This window comes from Rosistilla oblonga (assembly GCF_007751715.1).
Classification (GTDB): domain Bacteria; phylum Planctomycetota; class Planctomycetia; order Pirellulales; family Pirellulaceae; genus Rosistilla; species Rosistilla oblonga.
This window is the reverse complement of sequence record NZ_CP036292.1, coordinates 3754529-3772668: the sequence shown is the minus strand read 5'-3', so window position 1 is coordinate 3772668 and position 18140 is coordinate 3754529. Positions and strand designations below refer to the sequence as shown.

Below are 18140 nucleotides of genomic sequence, written 5' to 3'. Positions count from 1 at the left end.
TCGATTGAATTAGTCGGCGAGCCCAAGCGATCTGCGGCCGCGTTGCTGAAACGCCTCGAATTGAGGATCGATCTCGGGCGTTGCACCGGTCAGCATTTCCGTCGCCTCGCGATGCAGGATCACCATTTCGACGAAGTCGATCCACGGACCGGTGTTGCCCGAGCGATCGACCACGTTGCCGGTCATCGTTCGCAACGCATCGTCGGCCAACGCGAGTTCGGTTTCGGCTTGTGCGTCGTCACCCAACTGGTGATACGCGATCGCGCGCAGCGAATGGACCATCGTGCCGCTGGGGCCCCGCGAATGCGACGCCAGCTCCAACCAACGCAACGCCTGCCTTGGCTGGCCGGCGCGCAATCTTGCCCAACCCGCGATGTATTGAAGGACGCTACGCGGAGCAAACATCGGCCTCCCTGGACCGTCATCGGGACCGCGAGGCCCGCCAGGTCCCGGGCCATCTCTCTGGGGGCCGTTGGGGCGTCGGCTGCCAGGTTCCGGAGGACCGAAGCCGGGCCCGCCAAAACCATTCGCTTCCGCTTCGTCCAGCAGCGTTTCGCTATCGTCAGCCAAACGCTTCGCATCGGTTGCATTAAGCGGATCGATCAAGCACGAACGCAGCGTATTAAACGTCAGCGGTCGCGTATCGTCGGCCCCCTGCTTCATCAATCGCGAATAGATTTCACGGTAGTCATCCGAGCGGCCGGTCACATAAAAGAGTGCGGCGGCTCCTTCCCACTGCCGGCTGGCAAGAGGAGCTTCCAACCGCATCGCTCTGGAGAAATCTTCGGCTGCTTTGTCCCACAAGCTCAACCGAGCTCGCATCATCGCTCGTTGGAACCAAACCAGATAGTAGTTCGGCATCAAATCGACAGCTTCGTTGAACTTCGCGTTCGCGGCCGCAAACTCTTCCGCGTTTTCGTTGGCAATCGCCTCGCTAACCAACTGATTGGCGTTCTTCAGATTGTCGGCGAACTGTTCGACTTCTTTGCGTGCTTCGATCGCATCGCGGAGTGCCGATTCCTTTTCGTCCCGTTCGGCAACGGCTCGTGACGCTTGGTACAAACTGGCGGCCGTCCCCAACAACAGAGCGGTGGCGACGAGGGTAGCGGTCAGCAAGGCGGCCCGATTCCGCGCCGCGAACTTGCGCAGCCGATACGCTTTCGACGGCGGCCGAGCTTCGATCGGCACCGATTCGAGAAACCGCCGCAAGTCATCGCTCATCGCTGAGGAAGATTCGTAGCGGCGAGTGCGATCCTTCTCGACAGCTTTCATCACGATCCAGTCCAAATCGGTTGGGATCGCTTCACGCTGTTTCGCCACCGTCAGTTCGACGTGCGTTCGAGGTTGAACGGTTGTGTTGGTGTCGGCCGCTTGAATCGTTGTCAGTCGGATGCTCGGCCGCGGCGGCTGTTCCTCGCGAATGATTCGCCGCATCTCATCGTATCCCGCCGTTTCCAGGCGGTTCCGATCGAATGGCGTCGTCCCCGTCAACAGTTCATACAACAGCACACCCAGCGAATAGATGTCGCTGCGTGTATCGACGTCCAAACCACTCATCGCCGCCTGTTCGGGGCTCATGTACAGCGGCGTACCGATCATCGCATAGAACTGTGTATAGATCGTCTGGTCGGTCAGGTTTTGGCCGATCGCTTTGGCGACGCCGAAATCGATCACCTTCACCACCGGTTTGTCATCGTGCATCGTGACCATCACGTTGGACGGTTTTAGGTCGCGGTGGATGACTCCCTTTTGGTGAGCGTGCTGCGTGGCGGCACAGACGTCGCGAAACAGTTCCAATCGCTGCCGCAGCGGCATCGTATGTTGGTCGCAAAATTTCGTGATCGGCAGCCCTTTGACAAGTTCCATCACAAAGTAGGGACGGGCGTCGTCGGTCACTCCCGCGTCGAAGACCCTTGCGATATTGGGATGGTCCATGATCGCAACGGCTTGCCGTTCGGCGTCGAACCGAGCCAGGATCTGCTGCGACGCCATCCCCGGCTTGATGATCTTTAATGCGACCTTGCGGCGGACCGGCTTTTCTTGCTGAGCGACAAAGACGAGACCAAATCCTCCTTCGCCGATCTGTTCCATCAAGCGATAGGGACCGATCGACGTTCCGATGTGGCTGGAGCTTTGAACGGCGGGGGCGTCGAGTGTTTCGTCCATCTGCACAGGTGAAAGAGGCGGACGATCCAAGGCGTTGCCGGGACGATCATGCGCCGCCAGCAACGCTTCGACTTCGTACCGCAGCTGCGCATCGTCGCCGCATGCGTCGCACAGGTAGGCGGCTCGCTGATCGGGTTCCTCGCGATCGAGCGCTTCCAGGAAGATCGTTTGTTGACTGGGATGGGGCATAACTTGTATTGCGTCAAACCCGATCGCAAAGGGACAAAAAATTCCGCGAATCTTCGCGTTGTTATTCGCCATCCATTTGATTGCGAAGCCAAGCTCGGGCGTAGGTCCAGTTTCGCTTGACGGTCCGCGACGAAACGCCCAAAACGTTGGCGGTTTCGTCGATCGTCATCCCCGTGAAATAACGCAGCTCGACCAACTTGGCCAACCGAGCATCGTGATCCTGCAGCTTGATCAACGCTTCGTTGAGAGCCAGCAGCGTCTCGTCGTCCTGAGGACAAACCGCGGCGTCGTTCTCGCCAAGGTCCGCCCGCACCATCCCGCCACCACGTTTCTCCGCGTTCCGTCGGCGAGCGCTTTCGATAAGGATCCGCCGCATCGATTCCGCAGCGGCGGCAAAGAAGTGTTCCCGGCCGCTCCACTTCTGCCGGTCGGTTCCGCCGACTAGCCGCATGAACGCTTCGTGGACCAGAGCTGTCGGTTGCAGCGTATGCCCCGCCTTCTCACGAGTCATCCGGCTGGCGGCCAAGCGACGAAGTTCCTGATAGACGATCGGCAACAACTGCTCCGCAGCCTGCTGATCCCCGTTGTCGATCGCTTCGAGAATGTTTGTGACGTCGCTGTTCATTCCTCCATCGTAACCGATCGCAAAAGATCGCCATACGTTGGCAGGGGCTGGAACGACGCGATTCCGCCGACGGTACCAAGCATTGTGCAAGTCGTACCGCATGTCCTGCCAGCGTGGGCGGGCCGAGGTAGCCGTGGCTGATGCTGCCCCCGCAGCATGGAGGCAGCGTCAACAATTGATTCGCTACTGCAGCCAGTCGGGGACCGAATCATCGGCTCGCCATTTTTCGATCCGCCGATCCAAAGCGTCTCCTTTCCAGCTGTCGCTGCCAGCGGGCAGTTTGTCTTCCTTGGGAATCCAGCGGCTGTGCTGGTCGATGATCTCCGTGAAGCCTTCTTTTCCGATCAGGTTCGTCCGCTCGGCGGGATCGCAGCGATGATCGTAAAGCTCTTCGCTGCCGTCGCGATAACGGATGTACCGCCAGTCGTCGCTGCGAACCGCGTAGTTCCCGTAATACCAATTGATGAGAACGGGCTGTTCTCGCGTTTGACTGGGATCGCGAATCAACGGCAGCAGGCTCTCCCCGTCCAACGCCGGCGCAGGGGGCAGTCCACAGACGTCGACAAGCGTCGGATAGAGATCCAGCAGACTGACAGCTTCGGCGGATTGTGTGCCCGGTTTCGAAACGCCGGGAACCTTAAAGGCCAACGGCACACGCGTCGCCTCTTCCCACAACGCCTGCTTCCGCCAGTGCTTCTTCTCGCCGAGATGTTGGCCGTGGTCGGACCACAACACGACGATCGTGTTGTCGGCATAACGACTGTCCGCTAGTGCATCCAATACCTTGCCGGCTTGTGCATCGACAAACGAAACGCAGGCTAAATAGCCGTAGACCATTTCACGCCAATAGGTGTCGCTGAGATTGACGACCGCGTGATGATCTCCCGAACGAAGCGTTCCGTAAGCTATCGATTTCCCCATCATCGGGATGTCCGCCATCTCATCGTCGGGAACTTCGGGAACGATGATCTCGTCGAGATCGTACAGATCGAAGAACTCTTTGGGAGCCGTGTAGGGAACGTGGGGGCGGACAAATCCGACGGCCATGAAAAATGGCTTGTCGTGCTGTTGCTGCAATTGCTCGACCGCCCACTCGGCGATCAATTCGTCGTACATTTTGCCGTTGGGTATGTCGACGCGATCGAGAGCTCCGTAGCACAGGGAGTTGCCGTCAGCGTACTTCTTGCCGTAACGATCGATGATCTGGCTACCCGTTTTTGGGAATGGATAGAACTTGGTTCCGCCATATCCTTCGCCGCGAGCTCGCAGCTTTTTGGAGACCTTGTAGTTTGGCCCGGTGACGTTCCAAAAGTCATCGGTACGGTCGCGATAGTCCGAGACGCCTTGATGGAACACCTTGCCGACCGCAAGTGTTTCGTAGCCGTTGTCCTTGAAGTGTTGGGGCAGCATCTTGTGATCGCCCATCACCTGGTCGTAAGTCCGCCGCATCATCGCGGTGGAGCTGTACCAACCGGTGGTGCTCGGATGCAGCCCACTTAAGATCGAATTCCGCGAGGCGGTGCAGACCGCTTGAGAACAATGCGCGTTGGTGAACAGGATGCCTTGGCGACAGAGCTTATCCAAGTTGGGCGTCTTCGCTTGGACATTGCCTCCCATCGCTCCAGTCCAATCGTTCAGGTCATCGATCGAAATGAACAACACGTTCGGTTGCGATGGCGGATCGGCTGCGGTCGCACTGCGAACCGCTGGCGCTAACACCAGCAGGAGCACCAGGATTAGAATCTTACGCATCAATGGATTCCTAAAGGTTGCCAGCAGGGGCGGGAATAGTTTTGCACCCGCTCGAATTGAAGCGAGGCGGTGCGTCCCACATTGTAAACCTTGCGTGGTAGGTGTGGGTACCAACAAACGCCCAGCAACGCAGAATTCTGCTTAACCAGACGTATCGACAGTCGGCACGCGATAGCTACCAGTTTTCTTGAGCGCCACCACGGCGCGGAGTGCCGCCAAAGTGGCGTTTGCGAACTTTAGTTCCACCGCATCCATGGTACGATAGGGTAGCTGTGAATAGAAAAATTGGCCGTCGGCTATGCCGGGGCCGCGGCGGCATCCTGGAGTCTTCTCGATGAAATATCTACTTACATGTTGTGTTGTGCTCGCATTGGCTCTGGCGAAAACGCCGGTGCACGCGGAGTCGGTTCCTACGCCCAAGGGGATCGTTTTTGTACTGGTCGACGATATCGGCTACGGCGACATCGACGTTCTGTATCCAAGCGATCTCGAAACGCCGAATATCGACTCGCTGTATCGGGAGAGTCTGCGATTGACCGACTTCCACGTCGGCAGCACGTGCGCGCCGTCGCGCGGTTCGATCATGACGGGCCGCGCGATCAATGCCGGTGGCGTCTGGCACACGATCGCCGGGCGGGAGCTGCTGCGCGAGAACGAACAGACGATGGCTGAGGTGTTTCGAGCCAACGGCTGGCGTACGGGGATCTTCGGTAAATGGCACCTCGGCGACGGCTATCCCTATTCACCTCGCTTCCGCGGATTTGATGTCGCCGTGGTCCACGGCGGCGGTGGCGTCGGCCAGGGGCCAGACTATTGGATGAACGACTATTACAGCGGCGTCGATTTCGATGGCAAACCGACGGCGGCCGACGTCTATTGGGAGAACGGCAAGACGTTGCCGGCCGATAAGTTTTGCACCGACTACTGGTTCGAGCGCTCCAAGGAATTCATCAAACAATCGGTCGACGAAGGCAAGCCGTTTTTCTGCTACCTGCCGACCAACGCAGCGCACAGTCCCTTCAACGCACCGCATGGTTTCAAAAAGGGCTTTGACGGGCTGATCGAAAACGTCGACGAAAACATGGGACAAATGGACGAGTTCCTCGCCGCCGAAGGGATCCAAGATGATGTGCTGGTGATCTTCAGTACCGACAACGGAACGACGGGGCGGCGACTGGGCGGCCTACGCGACCGCAAGGGGAGCCACTACGACGGAGGGCATAACGTTCCGTGCTTCTGGCGGTGGAAGAACGGCGGCATCGGCGGTTCGGCCGAAACGGCTCGCGACGTGGCGTCGTTGACCGCCGGGATGGATCTGTTGCCAACATTCATGGATCTATGGGGATTTAAGCGTCCCGACGGTGGGCTGCCGCTGCACGGCATCAGCCTCAAGGAGATGCTGCTGAGCGACGACTACACGCCGCAACAACGTACGCTGATCATCGACACGCAGCGTGAAGCCGACCTGATGAAGTGGCGAAGGGCGTGCGTTTTGCGGGATGAAGTTCAGGACGGCAAGATCACGCACAAGTGGCGGCTGATCCAAAGCAAGCCGACTTCAAAACAGGAACTGTACGATTTCCTTGTCGACCGCGACACCAACGACAACATCATCGCGGGCAACGATTCCACGGTCGCGTCATTGGTCGAAAGCTACGACGCCTGGTGGGACGACATCTCGGCAGGTTGGGAAGCCTTCCCGCCGTTTGTCGTCGACGATCGGAAAGAACCGGAGTTGACGCTTTACGCGCACAGCTGGATCGGCAAGTCGATGACGCCGTGGAACCAGAGCCACATCCTGCAAGGTGTCGTCGGAACAGGCACTCATTCGATCCGTTTCGATTCCGCAGGTCGCTACCAAATTGAACTCCGCCGCTGGCCCCGCGAAGACGGCGGTGCGATCGCCGGTAAAAGCTCCACCGGCGCAGGAAAGGTGATTCCGGCAACAAAGGCTCGCGTCGCACTCGCGGGTGTTGGCGAAGCGGCCAAAGCAATCAAGCCGCAAGATGACGCTGTCGTCTTCGAGATGGAAGTCCCCGCCGGCGAAGCGACCACGCTAACGACCGCGCTGTTGGACGATGACGACAAGGTTCTCAACGGAGCCTTTTACGTCTACATCAGAAAGGCGGCTGACGACGGCGATAAAAATTAGCCAGTTTGATGTGACACTCGTTTAACCGCAATACAGTTCAACGAAACGTTGTGGACGAGGCTACGAGTCCTCTTGCATGCATCAGACCAAATCGCAGGGACTCGTAACCTCGTCCACTACATCACGCCGCCAATTCTTGCGACGGTCCGAGGCTCCTTCGTTGAACGGTATTGCGTTTAACCGCGTGGGCATCGCCCCGCGCGTCGGTCTCGCGGGGACGTAAGAACCGAAGACCAGCTAGCTGATCGTTCTTCGTGCTAACTGCTCCGTGTTTCTTCGTTAGCATCCGCGGCCGGTGATTCATCGACCACCGTGCCGCTCCATTTTGGGACCTGCTGACGATGAGCGGCCTGCCCAATCATGTGAGCAGCCACCGGTGCGGTCAGAAACAGGAACCCGATGATTAAGACCGCGACGGTAGCCGTCTCCATGTTCGCGAATCGCACGGCGGCGGCGAGAATGGTGCAACCAACACCGAGGGTCGCACACTTCGTGGCACCGTGCATTCGCGTGTAGAGATCGGGCATTCGCACGATCGCAATCGAAGCCAACAGCGCGAATGCGGTGCCGGTGATGAGTAGAAAGATCGTCAAGATGTCATTCATTGGCGAGGCCCTCGTTGCAAGTACCAGCAGAACCCGATCGTCCCGATGAAGTTGAACAGTGCAACAACCATGGCGACTCGCAGGAAAATCACTTCTCCGGTTTCCACGGCACTGACGGCGATGAGTCCGACCAGCAGTACCGCGACTAGATCGATTGCGACTACGCGATCGGGGAGGGACGGGCCTAGGATCAGCCGCAGAAACGCAAGGAACAGAGCGACTACCAGCACCACCATCGACACCTGAGCGGTTAAATCGACCCAAGCTGTCGCTGCCAACACTGGGTTGGTGGCGGTTGCGAAGTTCACAAGACAGTCGAGCATCATCGCATCAACTCCAGTAGTCGTCGCTCAAAGCCGTTCTTGATGCTGTCGCGGACACTGTCGGGGCTGTCGACGAACATCGCATGCACATACAGTGTGCTTCGGTCTTCGGACAAATTGAGACTCAACGTGCCCGGTGTCAGCGTAATCAAATTTGCCAGCAGAGTAATTTCCTGATCGGTCTTTGCGTCCAATGGAACAGCCACAATTCCCGGTCGCATGTAAAGCGGAGGCGTGATGACATCGTAGGCAACACGGAGATTGGACAACACCAGTTGCCAGAAGAAGAAAACGACAAACCGTAAAGCGACTGGCAATCGTCGGAAATAGCCCGTCGGTCCCAGCAACGGTTTTGAAAACCAGAGGACCGCGTACCCGAGGAGAAAGCCGAGCCCGAGGTTTGACAAAGAAATTTGTCCGCTCGCCAGTGCCCAGACCAGTGCCAGGAAGATGTTGAAAAAGAAGTAGATCATTGCGATGTCACTCCGCGAGGGCGTGGTCGAAGTTCATGCGGCTCAAGGCTCTGCTCAGCGGAGTTTGCGGCCTCTGCAACCGGGACAATCGGGCTCGGGTGGCTATCGGTCAGACGATGGTCGGGCAACACGGCTTCGATGTAGGCGTCTTGGTCCAGCAGTTGTTTGGCGGTGGCGATGGAAACATCCATCACCGGTCCGGCAAGTACACCGATTCCTATGGTGATGGTTGCGAGTAGGAGTATCGGACTGAACAAGCTTAAACGCTCAGACGTTGAGTAATTGGCGACGCGCGCAGTGGTCGCCTGATCGTCGGGTGCCGGCTTCCAAAAGACTTCGGCCCAGATTTTCGTCATCGAAAACAGGGTCAGCAGACTCACCACAAGTGCCACCGCAACGATGGCGTATCCTTCCGCTTCAAGACCGCCTTGAATTAATGTCAGTTTCGCGAAGAACCCCGAAAGCGGCGGCACTCCCGCCAGCGACATGGCTGACAGAAAGAACAATGTCGCCAGCATCGGTGCGGAACGATACAGGCCGCCGACATCTTTCAGTTGCCCGCTCCCGAACCGCCGTTCGACGATACCGCCGATCAGAAACAGATTTGTTTTCACGACGATGTGATGGATGATATAGAAGATGGAACCGGCTAGCGCCAGCGGCGTGAACAACGCCAGTCCCATCAACATGTACCCGATCTGACTCACGATATGAAACGATAGGATGCGGCGAATCTCGCTCTGCGCCATCGCTCCCAGCACACCCGTCACCATCGTCAGGCCGGCGATCAGCAACAGCAGGTCGTGAGTGAATTCCAGATCGGTGACGAACAACAGCGTGAACGCGCGAATCAGCGAATAGACGCCGACCTTCGTCAGTAGGCCGGCGAAGATTGCGGAGACGGCGACCGGCGGAGTGTGGTACGAGGCGGGCAGCCAAAAGAAGAGTGGGAAGACGGCGGCTTTGGTTCCAAACGCGATCAGAAACAGCATCGCCAACACGGATACGATCCCTTCATCGGGAAAGCTCCGCAGTTTCAGTGCGAGATCGGCCATGTTCAGCGTTCCGGTCGCTGCGTAGATCACTCCAATTGCCGCTAGAAACACCGCAGAAGAAATCAGATTCAACGTCACATACTTGATTGCACCTTCGAGTTGCCCTCGTTCGCCACCGAGTGTCAACAAGACAAACGACGCGATCAGCATGACTTCAAACCACACATAGAGATTAAACAGATCGCCGGTCAGGAACGCTCCGCATACACCCATCAGCAATAATTGCATCAGCGGATAGAATCCATAACTCACGCGACTCTCATCGATCGACACCAGCGAATAGACCGACACCGCAAAGCCCATCAGCCCCGCCAGCATCACCATGATCGAACTCAACCGATCCGCGACCAGCGTGATGCCGAAAGGGGCGGGCCAATTTCCGACTTGCAATACGATGAATTCATTGCGGTCAACAAGCCACAACAGGACAGCGGCGGAGACGGTCAACAACGCCGAACCGATCAAACCGATGACTCTCTGAGTAGCGATCGACTTCCACGCAAACAACAGTACCGCCATCGTGGCGAGTGGTAGAGCGATCGGTGCGATTACGGCAACCTGAGCATTCATGTGTCGGTCGCCTTGAGTTGGTCTAGATCATCGGTTTCTAGCGTTTGATACGTTCGATAAACGAGAACCAACGTGAACGCCAGCACTGCGAAACTGATCACGATGGCCGTCAGGATCAACGCTTGAGGAAGTGGGTCGGCGACCTCCGATAGCGGTTGCATTTCTCCAGCAGGAACCACCGGAGCGCGGCCACGCACGACGCCACCCGCTGTGAATATCAGCAGGTTGGCCGCGTGGCTCAGCAAGCCAAGCCCAATCACCAGCTTTACGACGCTGCGACGCATCATCATATAGATCCCTGCGGCATACAAACCACCGACGGTGATCGCCAAGACAATATCCATGAGGCCTATTCTTCGAGGAGTGAAAAAACGAAAACGAGGGTGACACCGGTGACTACGCAGAAGACACCGAGGTCGAACAGCAGCGGCGTACCGAGATGGATTTTTCCGAATCCCGTCGTTGTGATCGTTGTCCACATGCCGGTGAGAAAAGGTCGGCCCAAAAACAGTGGCAGCAATCCACTACAGAGCGACATCAACAATCCCGAACCGATCAATACGCGGTGCGGCACACGCACCACTTGTCGAGCGGCAGCCGCACTGTGAGTGATCGCGTACAACACGATCGCTCCGCTGGCCATCAGGCCTCCCACAAAACCGCCTCCCGGTTCGTTGTGTCCGCGCAAGAACAGAAACACCGACGACAGCAGAATCAGTGGCATCAGGAATCGAATTGCCGTTTTCAGAATCACCGAGTCCATGCTTCAATCCTCCGACTGTGTTGAAGTCAGACACGAACCCTGCGCCGCACTGTTGGTGCCGTCGCCGGGGGCAATTCGTTTCGCTGGTCGCAGCATCAACAACGAATAGACGCCAATCGCCGCGATCGAGAGAACCGTGATCTCCCCCAACGTGTCCAAGGCTCGGAAGTCGACAAGGATTACGTTGACTACGTTGCGACCGTGTGCTTCGGTAACGCTGTTCGTCGTGTAGTATTCGGATATCGGATGGTCGGTGCGAACGGTCATCGCGAACAGCAATAACACGGTGATCGTCGCCCCGGCCACAACGGCTATCACCGCGTCGCGGGCACGCGTGCCTGCGGACGTCAAACGACGAAAGTCTGGCAGTCGAGAAAACGCCATCACGAACAGGATGACCGTCAGGGTTTCGATGACAAACTGCGTCATCGCCAGGTCCGGGGCACCAAACAAGACAAAAATGCCTGCGACCGAGTAACCGACAACTCCAAGTGATCCCACCGCCAGCAGCCATGTTTTCGCGCGAACCGCCACAACGGCGGCCAACAGAATCAACCCCGCCAACAGGAGCTCGTGGATTCGAAAGTCCAGTGGCATCGGTTTCAGGTGCGATCGCACTTCGCCTTCCAACGCCATCCACACGCTCAATACAGTGATTCCGACCATCGTGAGCAAATAGAATCGCAAGTAACCGTTTTGCAGAATCGCAGTCTGCCCGCGTGCTAACAGGTTGATAGATTTCAGCAGCCATCCGTACACCCACGACGGTCCATATCGGATGAAGCGATCGGCCGATTTGAAGACGCCCTCCAGCCGAAGCCGTTGGGTAAATAACGTCAGCCCACCCGCTAAGGTCAGAAGCGATAACAGCAAGGTCACGTTGACACCGTGCCACAACGCTAATTTCACCGGCACAACGCTTCCCGCAATTGCACTACTTCCGGCGGTCAGCAATCCGCTGAACTGCGTCGACATCAATCCCAATACCAATCCCGTCGTGCCCAGTGCGACAGGCGGCCCCCACATCGCCAGACTTCCTTCGTGCGCTGCTTGCGTCGCGTCGGTTCGAGTTCCGAAAAACGGCTTGATGCAAACCATTCCGACTGCCGCCACCAATCCAATGTTGGAGAGGACCGACGCAGCCAGGAAACCGATGCTGGCAACATCTCCTCCGACCGCTTCGTACCATGTCTCCTTTGCGATGAATCCAAACGTCGGCAAGACTCCTGCCATAGAAATACCGCCAAGCAACGCCGCAGCAAACGTGGCCGGCATTGCTAGCCGCAATCCGCCAAGCTGACGGACATCGCGCTGGTGAATTGCGTGGTCGATGGCTCCGGCCACCATAAACAATCCGCCTTTGTAGAAAGCATGCGCCACCAGTACCACTAACGCCGCGGTCAACGTGGCTTCGGTTCCAATGCCCAACAGCATTGTCAGCGTTCCCAACACACTGATCGTGGCATAAGCCAGAATCTGTTTAAGATCGGTCGCCCGCAACGCCATCGCCGCGCCAAGGATCATCGTGATTGTGCCAACTGGAGCGATCATCCAGAACCACTCTGCTGTCCCTCCCAAAATTGGGTGCAGACGGGCGATGAGATAGATGCCCGCTTTAACCATCGTGGCCGAATGCAAATACGCGCTGATCGGCGTGGGAGCTGCCATCGCGTTTGGCAGCCAGAAGTGAAACGGAAATTGAGCCGACTTGGTGAACGCTCCGACCAGAATCATGATCAGGATCGGAACATAAAGAGCGTGCTGACGGATTTGTTCGCTGTTCTCAAGCAGCGTGGAAATCTCGAACGAGTCCCCCACGCCTCCCAGTAAAATCAGCCCCGGCAACAGCACCAATCCGCCACCGCCCGTCACAAGCAACGCCTGCAACGCGTAAGCACGTGATTCGGTACGGTCACTGTTAAAACCGATCAAAAGGTACGACGTAATGCTGGTCAGTTCCCAAAAGATGAACAGCGTCAGCAGGTTATCAGCCAACACAAGTCCCAGCATGGCTGCCATGAACAGCAGCAAGAACATCCACAATCGACCGAGCCGATCGTCGCCTTTTAAGTAGGCCCCGGCATACACCAGAACTAACGCTCCGATACCGGTTATCAGCAGCCCGAATATTAGACTCAGTCCATCCAACCGCAGCGACAACGCCAGATTGAGTGCCGGAACCCATTCAAAATACAACGACAGACTCTGCTGGTTCAGGACCAACGGCCACTGATCTAACAAGCACGCAAATACTCCGGCGGGAACTAGAGCGAGCCCCCAACCACCGCGTGAACCAACGAAGCGATTCACTCCACCAGCCAGACACGCTGCAAGCAGGATAATCAATATCCACAGAAGCATTTACGTTCCCGAACGAACCTTAAACGAAGAACAACATGTCCGTGATTTAGACATCCAACACCTTGTCGAGTTTTGTCATCTGCCGGCGTAACCGGCGGTTTAGCAAAGGGAGTTTGTTTAGCAATTTGCGTGCCATAGATTGAATCGGTCAGCCGATGCAATTGAGATGCTTAACCGCGGTTCACAAGCGGCAATGTCACCCGTCTGACATTGCCATTGTGGTGCGCATGGGCCAGAGCGTGTCGTGCTGTGCGTGCGTCATCATCAGTCACAATGGACCATCCACATGCAAATCGCCAAGAATGCCAGCGGATCCGATCCGATGGCATGTGACCTAAACAATACGGCATCGGAGTGCTTGATTGAGCAGACTGAAATCAATTCTGTTGTCAACCAACGCGAACTCAATCTGGGGTGTGGCGGGAACAGCCAAAAGCACGGCGTGGACGTAAAGCCTGCCGAGTTCCGCTGTCGTAAAACTCAGCGGTTCACCCTACCCGCGCCGTCTATCGAATTCAACCCGGTTCGCAACGCAATTCGCTGAAATCGGCGAGGTCGGCGTTGAAGCATTTTTCCGCTGCTTTGCGGCTATGTCGCAACGCCATCTTCAGAGTGGCGGTTGCAAGTTCATTGTCGCACCACAGGTTAGCGTTCCAGCTTGTCATGCTGTGGTGTGCTGCTTGGTATAACAACAGGTGGAACACGCACCGCCTTGGCGATGCCGAACGGTTTTCGAATGTCGGTTCTGGTTCGCCAACAGTTTGTCGATGCTCATAGAAGACGAAACGTGGCAGGATTGATTGTTCCTGGTTTGGGCACCGGTTCGTGTAAACCATGCTCGGCTCTTTAGCCGCCACATCGTGGGCATAGTCGCTGGAGTCGAGGCTTCAGCCGATTGATGTGTTAGTGCGTTCGCCTGAAGACTCGGCTCCAGCCTGATCTTCGTTCGGCAAAAATCTTCCTAACGCGGAAGTTCGGGAACACCGTTTGCTGTGTAGCTGTTTAGCATCTTCACCACCGCGGTCGTTCAACGTCGTTGACCTGAGCCGCAGCGTGATCTGGCGCCGACCGTAGTGCAACAAGTCTCAGCTGCCAGGCGATGGGGAGCTAACACGAGTGAAGGAACGTCGATGAGCAGCGAGCGACCGGTTAGACGATACAACACAATTCTTGGACTAGTGCTCACGTTGCTTTGCGCCTCTGCAGCGGCGATCGCGCAAGAGGCTACGCCGACGGCGGACGATGTGGCAGCGGAGGTGACCAAGCAGCCGATCGATGATAAAGCGGGCCCCGCGACGGTCGCTGACAAGGTGCAGGTCGACCCGATCAATAGCGACGAGAGGATCGAGAATCGCTTGCAGGAGATCTTGGAAGCGACTGGATGGTTTACCGGCAGCGAGGTTCGCGTCGATCGCGGCGTCGCGTTTCTCTCTGGGATTGCGGATACGGAAAAACATCAGCAATGGGCTGAAGCAACCGCGATGAAAACATCGGATGTCGTGGCCGTCGTCAATCGAATGCGGATCGCCGATCGTCCGTTCTGGAACTTCGCCCCTGCGCTGCAATCGATGAAAGATCTGGCACACGAGGCGACCAGCCTGTTGCCGCTGGTTCTAGTCGCGGCTATCGTCGTGATCGTGGGCTATTATCTCGCACGGCTCGCCGCGTTGGTGACCCGTAAGCTGACCGGCCGCAGCGTCGACAGCCAGTTGCTGCAGCAAGTCGCTGGCAACGTGGTGGGCGTCTTGATTTTCATCGTCGTGTTTTACATCGCGCTACGTGTCTCCGGACTCACACGTCTTGCCGTCACCCTGTTGGGCGGCACCGGTTTGGTTGGGCTGGCAATTGGGTTTGCGTTCCGCGATATCGCAGAGAACTATCTCGCCAGCATCCTGATCTCGCTGAATCATCCGTTCCGCGTGGGCGACTTGATCGAAGTCGGCGACGTTGGTGGTAAAGGGGCGATGGGCTATGTTCGCCGCGTGACGATGCGAGGCACGATCCTAAGCACGCTGGAAGGGAATCAAATTCAGTTGCCCAACAGCACCGTCTACAAAGGGATGGTGACCAACTACACCGCGACGCCACTGAGTCGGCTCGATTTCTCCGTCGGCGTGGGCTTTGAGGATTCGATCGGCGAAGCGCAAGACCTGATCATGCGAGTGTTAACGCAACACGAAGCTGTCGTGAGCGAACCGCCACCGATGGTCCTTGTCGAATCGCTCGGGTCGGCAACCGTCAACTTGAAGGTCTTTTACTGGTTTGACTTGACGAAAAACTCGGGGCTTAAGGTCGGCAGTTCGATCATCCGCCAAGTCAAACAGTCGCTCACGGCGGCAGGGATCACGATGCCCGATGAGGCTCGCGAGCTGGTCTTTCCCCACGGCGTGCCGGTTCAGATTAGCGAATCGCCCATCGCTGGTGTCGCGAAGCCGCCGATGGCTGCGCCGCCGAAGCCGAAGCCGCAGACCAGCGAAGCGGCGATCAACCATGGCGAGGACGATCTGAAAACGGAACGGACTGACGTGTTGAAGGCGACCGACGGAGACGAGACGATCGAAGGCGAAACCAATTTGATCGGCTAGTTACGCGTCAACCGCCAGCCTCGCGACTTACGGCTAGTTGAGTTTCGCGGCGCGCAACCGCAATGCGTTGGCGATCACCGAGACGCTGCTCAGACTCATCGCTGCCGCCGCGATCATCGGGCTCAACAACATCCCGAAGATCGGATACAGCAAGCCTGCCGCGACCGGAATCCCCAACGCGTTGTAGATGAAGGCGAAGAACAGGTTCTGACGAATATTGCTCATCGTCTTGCGACTCAGCGACCCAGCTGCCGCCACGCTGCGTAGATCGCCGCCGACCAACGTCACGCCTGCGGATTCGATCGCCACGCCGGTACCGGTTCCCATTGCGATCCCGACGTTCGCCTCGGCGAGTGCCGGCGCGTCGTTGATCCCATCGCCACACATCGCCACGATCTTTCCATCGCGTTTGAGTTGGCGTATGAATTCGTGTTTGTCGGCCGGCGAAACACCCGCGTGAAATTCGTCGATTCCCAGCTTCTTTGCGACCGCTTCGGCTGTCGCTTCCGCATCGCCCGTCAACATCAAGACCTTCAACCCCAGTTCGTGCAACGTCTGCAGCGCCGCGGGAGTGCTCTCCTTGATCGGATCGGCGATTGCTAACGTTGCGGCCAGCTTGCCGTCGATCGCGACGAAGACGACCGTCGCTCCTTCGGCTTGGTGTGAACGCGCGTTCTCCCGTGCCAAGTCGATGTCTGCGATTCCCTGTTCGGACAACAGGTCAGCTTTGCCAATCAAGACTTGCGATTGGTCAACGCGTCCCGAAACACCTCCACCCGTGATGCTATCAAACTCCGTCGCTTCGGGCACCTGCATCCCATCGCTCTTCACCCGCCGAAGAACAGCTTGGGCCAACGGGTGTTCGCTTTGAGCTTCCACGGCGGCGGCAAGTGTCAGCACCTCGGCCGTGTTCCAATCGCCATAGGTTTCGATGTGGGTGACTTCCGGGCGACCCTGAGTCAGCGTGCCGGTCTTGTCGACAACGATCGTGTCGACCTTTTCCATCACCTCCAACACCTCCGCGTTTTTGATCAGCACACCATCCTTCGCACCGCGTCCGACGCCGACCATCACCGACATCGGTGTCGCCAGTCCCAACGCACAGGGGCAGGCGATGATCAGGACCGCAACCGCCGCGACAAAGGCATGCGCCAACCGTGGCTCTGGCCCCCAGACAGCCCAACCGACAAAGGCGACGATCGCTGATCCGATCACTGCCGGGACGAAATAGCGGGCGACGACATCGACCAGCTGTTGGATCGGCGCCCGACTGCGTTGGGCGTCGGCGACCATTTGAACAATACGATTGAGAACCGTGTCGCCGCCAACGCCGACAGCTTCCATGACCAGTGCGCCGGTCTGGTTCAACGTACCGCCGGTGATCTCGTCCCCTTCGGTCTTCGAAACGGGAACCGGCTCGCCTGTTAACATCGATTCGTCGACTCGGCTCGCCCCGCTAACGACGCGACCATCGACAGGGACCTTCTCGCCCGGACGGACTCGCAATCGGTCACCCTTCCGCACCGCGTCCAACGCGACTTCTTCGTCGCCGTCGTCGCTGATCCGCGTCGCCGTTTCGGGAGCCAATTCCATCAGTTCTCGAATCGCACTGCCGGTCTGGCGACGGGCCCGCAGTTCAAGAACCTGGCCGAGCAAAACCAAGGTGATGATCACCGCAGCCGCTTCGAAATAGAGTGGTGGTGCGCCGTTTTCATAGAATGCCTCGGGGATTACGCCTGGCAACAAGACGACCACAAGACTAAAGAAGTAGGCGGCCAAGCTGCCGACGGCGATCAACGCGAACATGTTCAGGTTGAGAGTGCGGAACGACTTCGCCCCACGGACCAACAGCGGCCAACCGCACCACCAAACGACCGGCGTTGCCAATGCGAACTGCACCCAACCAAACGTTGTTTGGTTCATCCAACTTCTGACATCGATGCCGATCATCGGTCCCATCGCAACGATCAGCAGTGGCAACGACAGGGCGACGCCGATCCAGAATCGACGACGCATGTCAGCGTATTGTGCTTCTTCCGCCCGGTTCTCCCGCTCGACGACTTTCGGTTCCAGATCCATTCCACAGATCGGGCAATCGCCCGGCCCCACCTGTTCGATTTCCAGGTGCATCGGGCAGGTGTAGATCGCATCGGGGTTTGACACGGTATCGGCCGACTTGGTCGATGATCCACCATTCCCACCGCAACAGGAATGGGGACCAGCGGCACCGATGACGCTTAGTCCTTGCGCTTTTTGCTTCTGCGCCGCAAGCACTCCCGCCGGATCGTTGTCAAAGTTTTGCTGGCAACCCTCGCTGCAGAAGAAGTATTCCTCGCCGTTGAATCGACTGTGCCGCGAGTCGCCGGTCTCGACGGTCATTCCGCAGACGGGGTCGATGGCGGTGCTGCTTTTGGTTTTCATCGTTTCATCCTTCGCTGTCGTACTGGCATCTGTGCATTATACTGCTGCGTGGTATGCAACTTGCATTCCGGGTTGCCAGCGGCGATGGGCGTCGCTACAC

At 57.6% G+C, this 18140-nt stretch carries 14 protein-coding genes; 3 read left to right on the top strand and 11 right to left on the bottom strand.

The window, feature by feature from the left end; genetic code table 11:
• Positions 1–9: 9 nt before the first annotated feature.
• From CA51_RS13410 to CA51_RS13400, 3 genes are all read right to left on the bottom strand, one after another.
• Entirely contained in the window at positions 10–2355 is a 2346-nt protein-coding gene (locus tag CA51_RS13410) for a serine/threonine-protein kinase (RefSeq protein WP_145121378.1), read from the bottom strand.
• A gap of 61 nt (positions 2356–2416) precedes the next feature.
• Complete coding sequence (locus CA51_RS13405) at positions 2417–2980, bottom strand: ECF-type sigma factor (protein WP_145121377.1); 564 nt, start codon at positions 2978–2980, stop codon at positions 2417–2419.
• Positions 2981–3163: 183 nt separating this feature from the next.
• Positions 3164–4732 (bottom strand): sulfatase, encoded by a 1569-nt coding sequence (locus CA51_RS13400; RefSeq protein WP_145121374.1) that lies wholly within the window; start codon positions 4730–4732, stop codon positions 3164–3166.
• 334 nt (positions 4733–5066) lie between these two features.
• On the opposite strand from CA51_RS13400, the gene CA51_RS13395 reads away from it, so the two are divergent.
• Positions 5067–6884, top strand: coding sequence for a sulfatase-like hydrolase/transferase (locus CA51_RS13395; RefSeq protein WP_197451160.1), 1818 nt, complete (start codon positions 5067–5069; stop codon positions 6882–6884).
• A gap of 257 nt (positions 6885–7141) precedes the next feature.
• Here the strand turns inward: CA51_RS13395 and mnhG are convergent, their stop codons facing one another.
• The 7 genes from mnhG to CA51_RS13360 are packed head-to-tail and all read right to left on the bottom strand — an operon-like array spanning position 7142 to position 13034.
• On the bottom strand, positions 7142–7489 hold the full coding sequence (gene mnhG / locus CA51_RS13390; protein ID WP_145121370.1) for a monovalent cation/H(+) antiporter subunit G: 348 nt from the start codon (positions 7487–7489) through the stop codon (positions 7142–7144).
• Positions 7486–7815, bottom strand: coding sequence for a monovalent cation/H+ antiporter complex subunit F (locus tag CA51_RS13385; RefSeq protein WP_197451159.1), 330 nt, complete (start codon positions 7813–7815; stop codon positions 7486–7488). The genes mnhG and CA51_RS13385 overlap by 4 nt, the downstream gene beginning before the upstream one ends.
• Positions 7812–8285, bottom strand: coding sequence for a Na+/H+ antiporter subunit E (locus CA51_RS13380; RefSeq protein ID WP_145121368.1), 474 nt, complete (start codon positions 8283–8285; stop codon positions 7812–7814). The genes CA51_RS13385 and CA51_RS13380 overlap by 4 nt, the downstream gene beginning before the upstream one ends.
• Positions 8282–9910 carry a Na+/H+ antiporter subunit D gene (locus CA51_RS13375; protein ID WP_145121366.1) on the bottom strand — a complete coding sequence of 543 codons (1629 nt, stop codon included), beginning with the start codon at positions 9908–9910 and terminating at the stop codon, positions 8282–8284. The genes CA51_RS13380 and CA51_RS13375 overlap by 4 nt, the downstream gene beginning before the upstream one ends.
• Positions 9907–10254, bottom strand: a complete 348-nt coding sequence (locus CA51_RS13370) for a Na+/H+ antiporter subunit C (RefSeq protein WP_145121364.1) — start codon at positions 10252–10254, stop codon at positions 9907–9909. Before CA51_RS13370 ends, CA51_RS13375 begins: the two co-directional genes overlap by 4 nt.
• Before the next feature lie 5 nt (positions 10255–10259).
• Positions 10260–10673 carry a Na+/H+ antiporter subunit B gene (locus tag CA51_RS13365; RefSeq protein WP_145121362.1) on the bottom strand — a complete coding sequence of 138 codons (414 nt, stop codon included), beginning with the start codon at positions 10671–10673 and terminating at the stop codon, positions 10260–10262.
• 3 nt (positions 10674–10676) lie between these two features.
• Entirely contained in the window at positions 10677–13034 is a 2358-nt protein-coding gene (locus CA51_RS13360; protein WP_145121359.1) for a putative monovalent cation/H+ antiporter subunit A, read from the bottom strand.
• 286 nt (positions 13035–13320) lie between these two features.
• Between CA51_RS13360 and CA51_RS13355 the strand changes: the two genes are divergently transcribed.
• A complete protein-coding gene (locus CA51_RS13355) occupies positions 13321–13578 on the top strand; it encodes a hypothetical protein (RefSeq protein WP_145121357.1) in 258 nt (85 codons plus the stop codon).
• A 634-nt stretch (positions 13579–14212) separates the two neighbouring features.
• A complete protein-coding gene (locus tag CA51_RS13350; protein ID WP_420821467.1) occupies positions 14213–15619 on the top strand; it encodes a mechanosensitive ion channel domain-containing protein in 1407 nt (468 codons plus the stop codon).
• A gap of 33 nt (positions 15620–15652) precedes the next feature.
• Here CA51_RS13350 and CA51_RS13345 read toward each other — a convergent pair whose 3' ends face one another.
• Positions 15653–18040: a heavy metal translocating P-type ATPase gene (locus CA51_RS13345; RefSeq protein ID WP_145121353.1), complete on the bottom strand. Its 2388-nt coding sequence runs from the start codon at positions 18038–18040 to the stop codon at positions 15653–15655.
• Between the last annotated feature and the right edge of the window lie 100 nt (positions 18041–18140).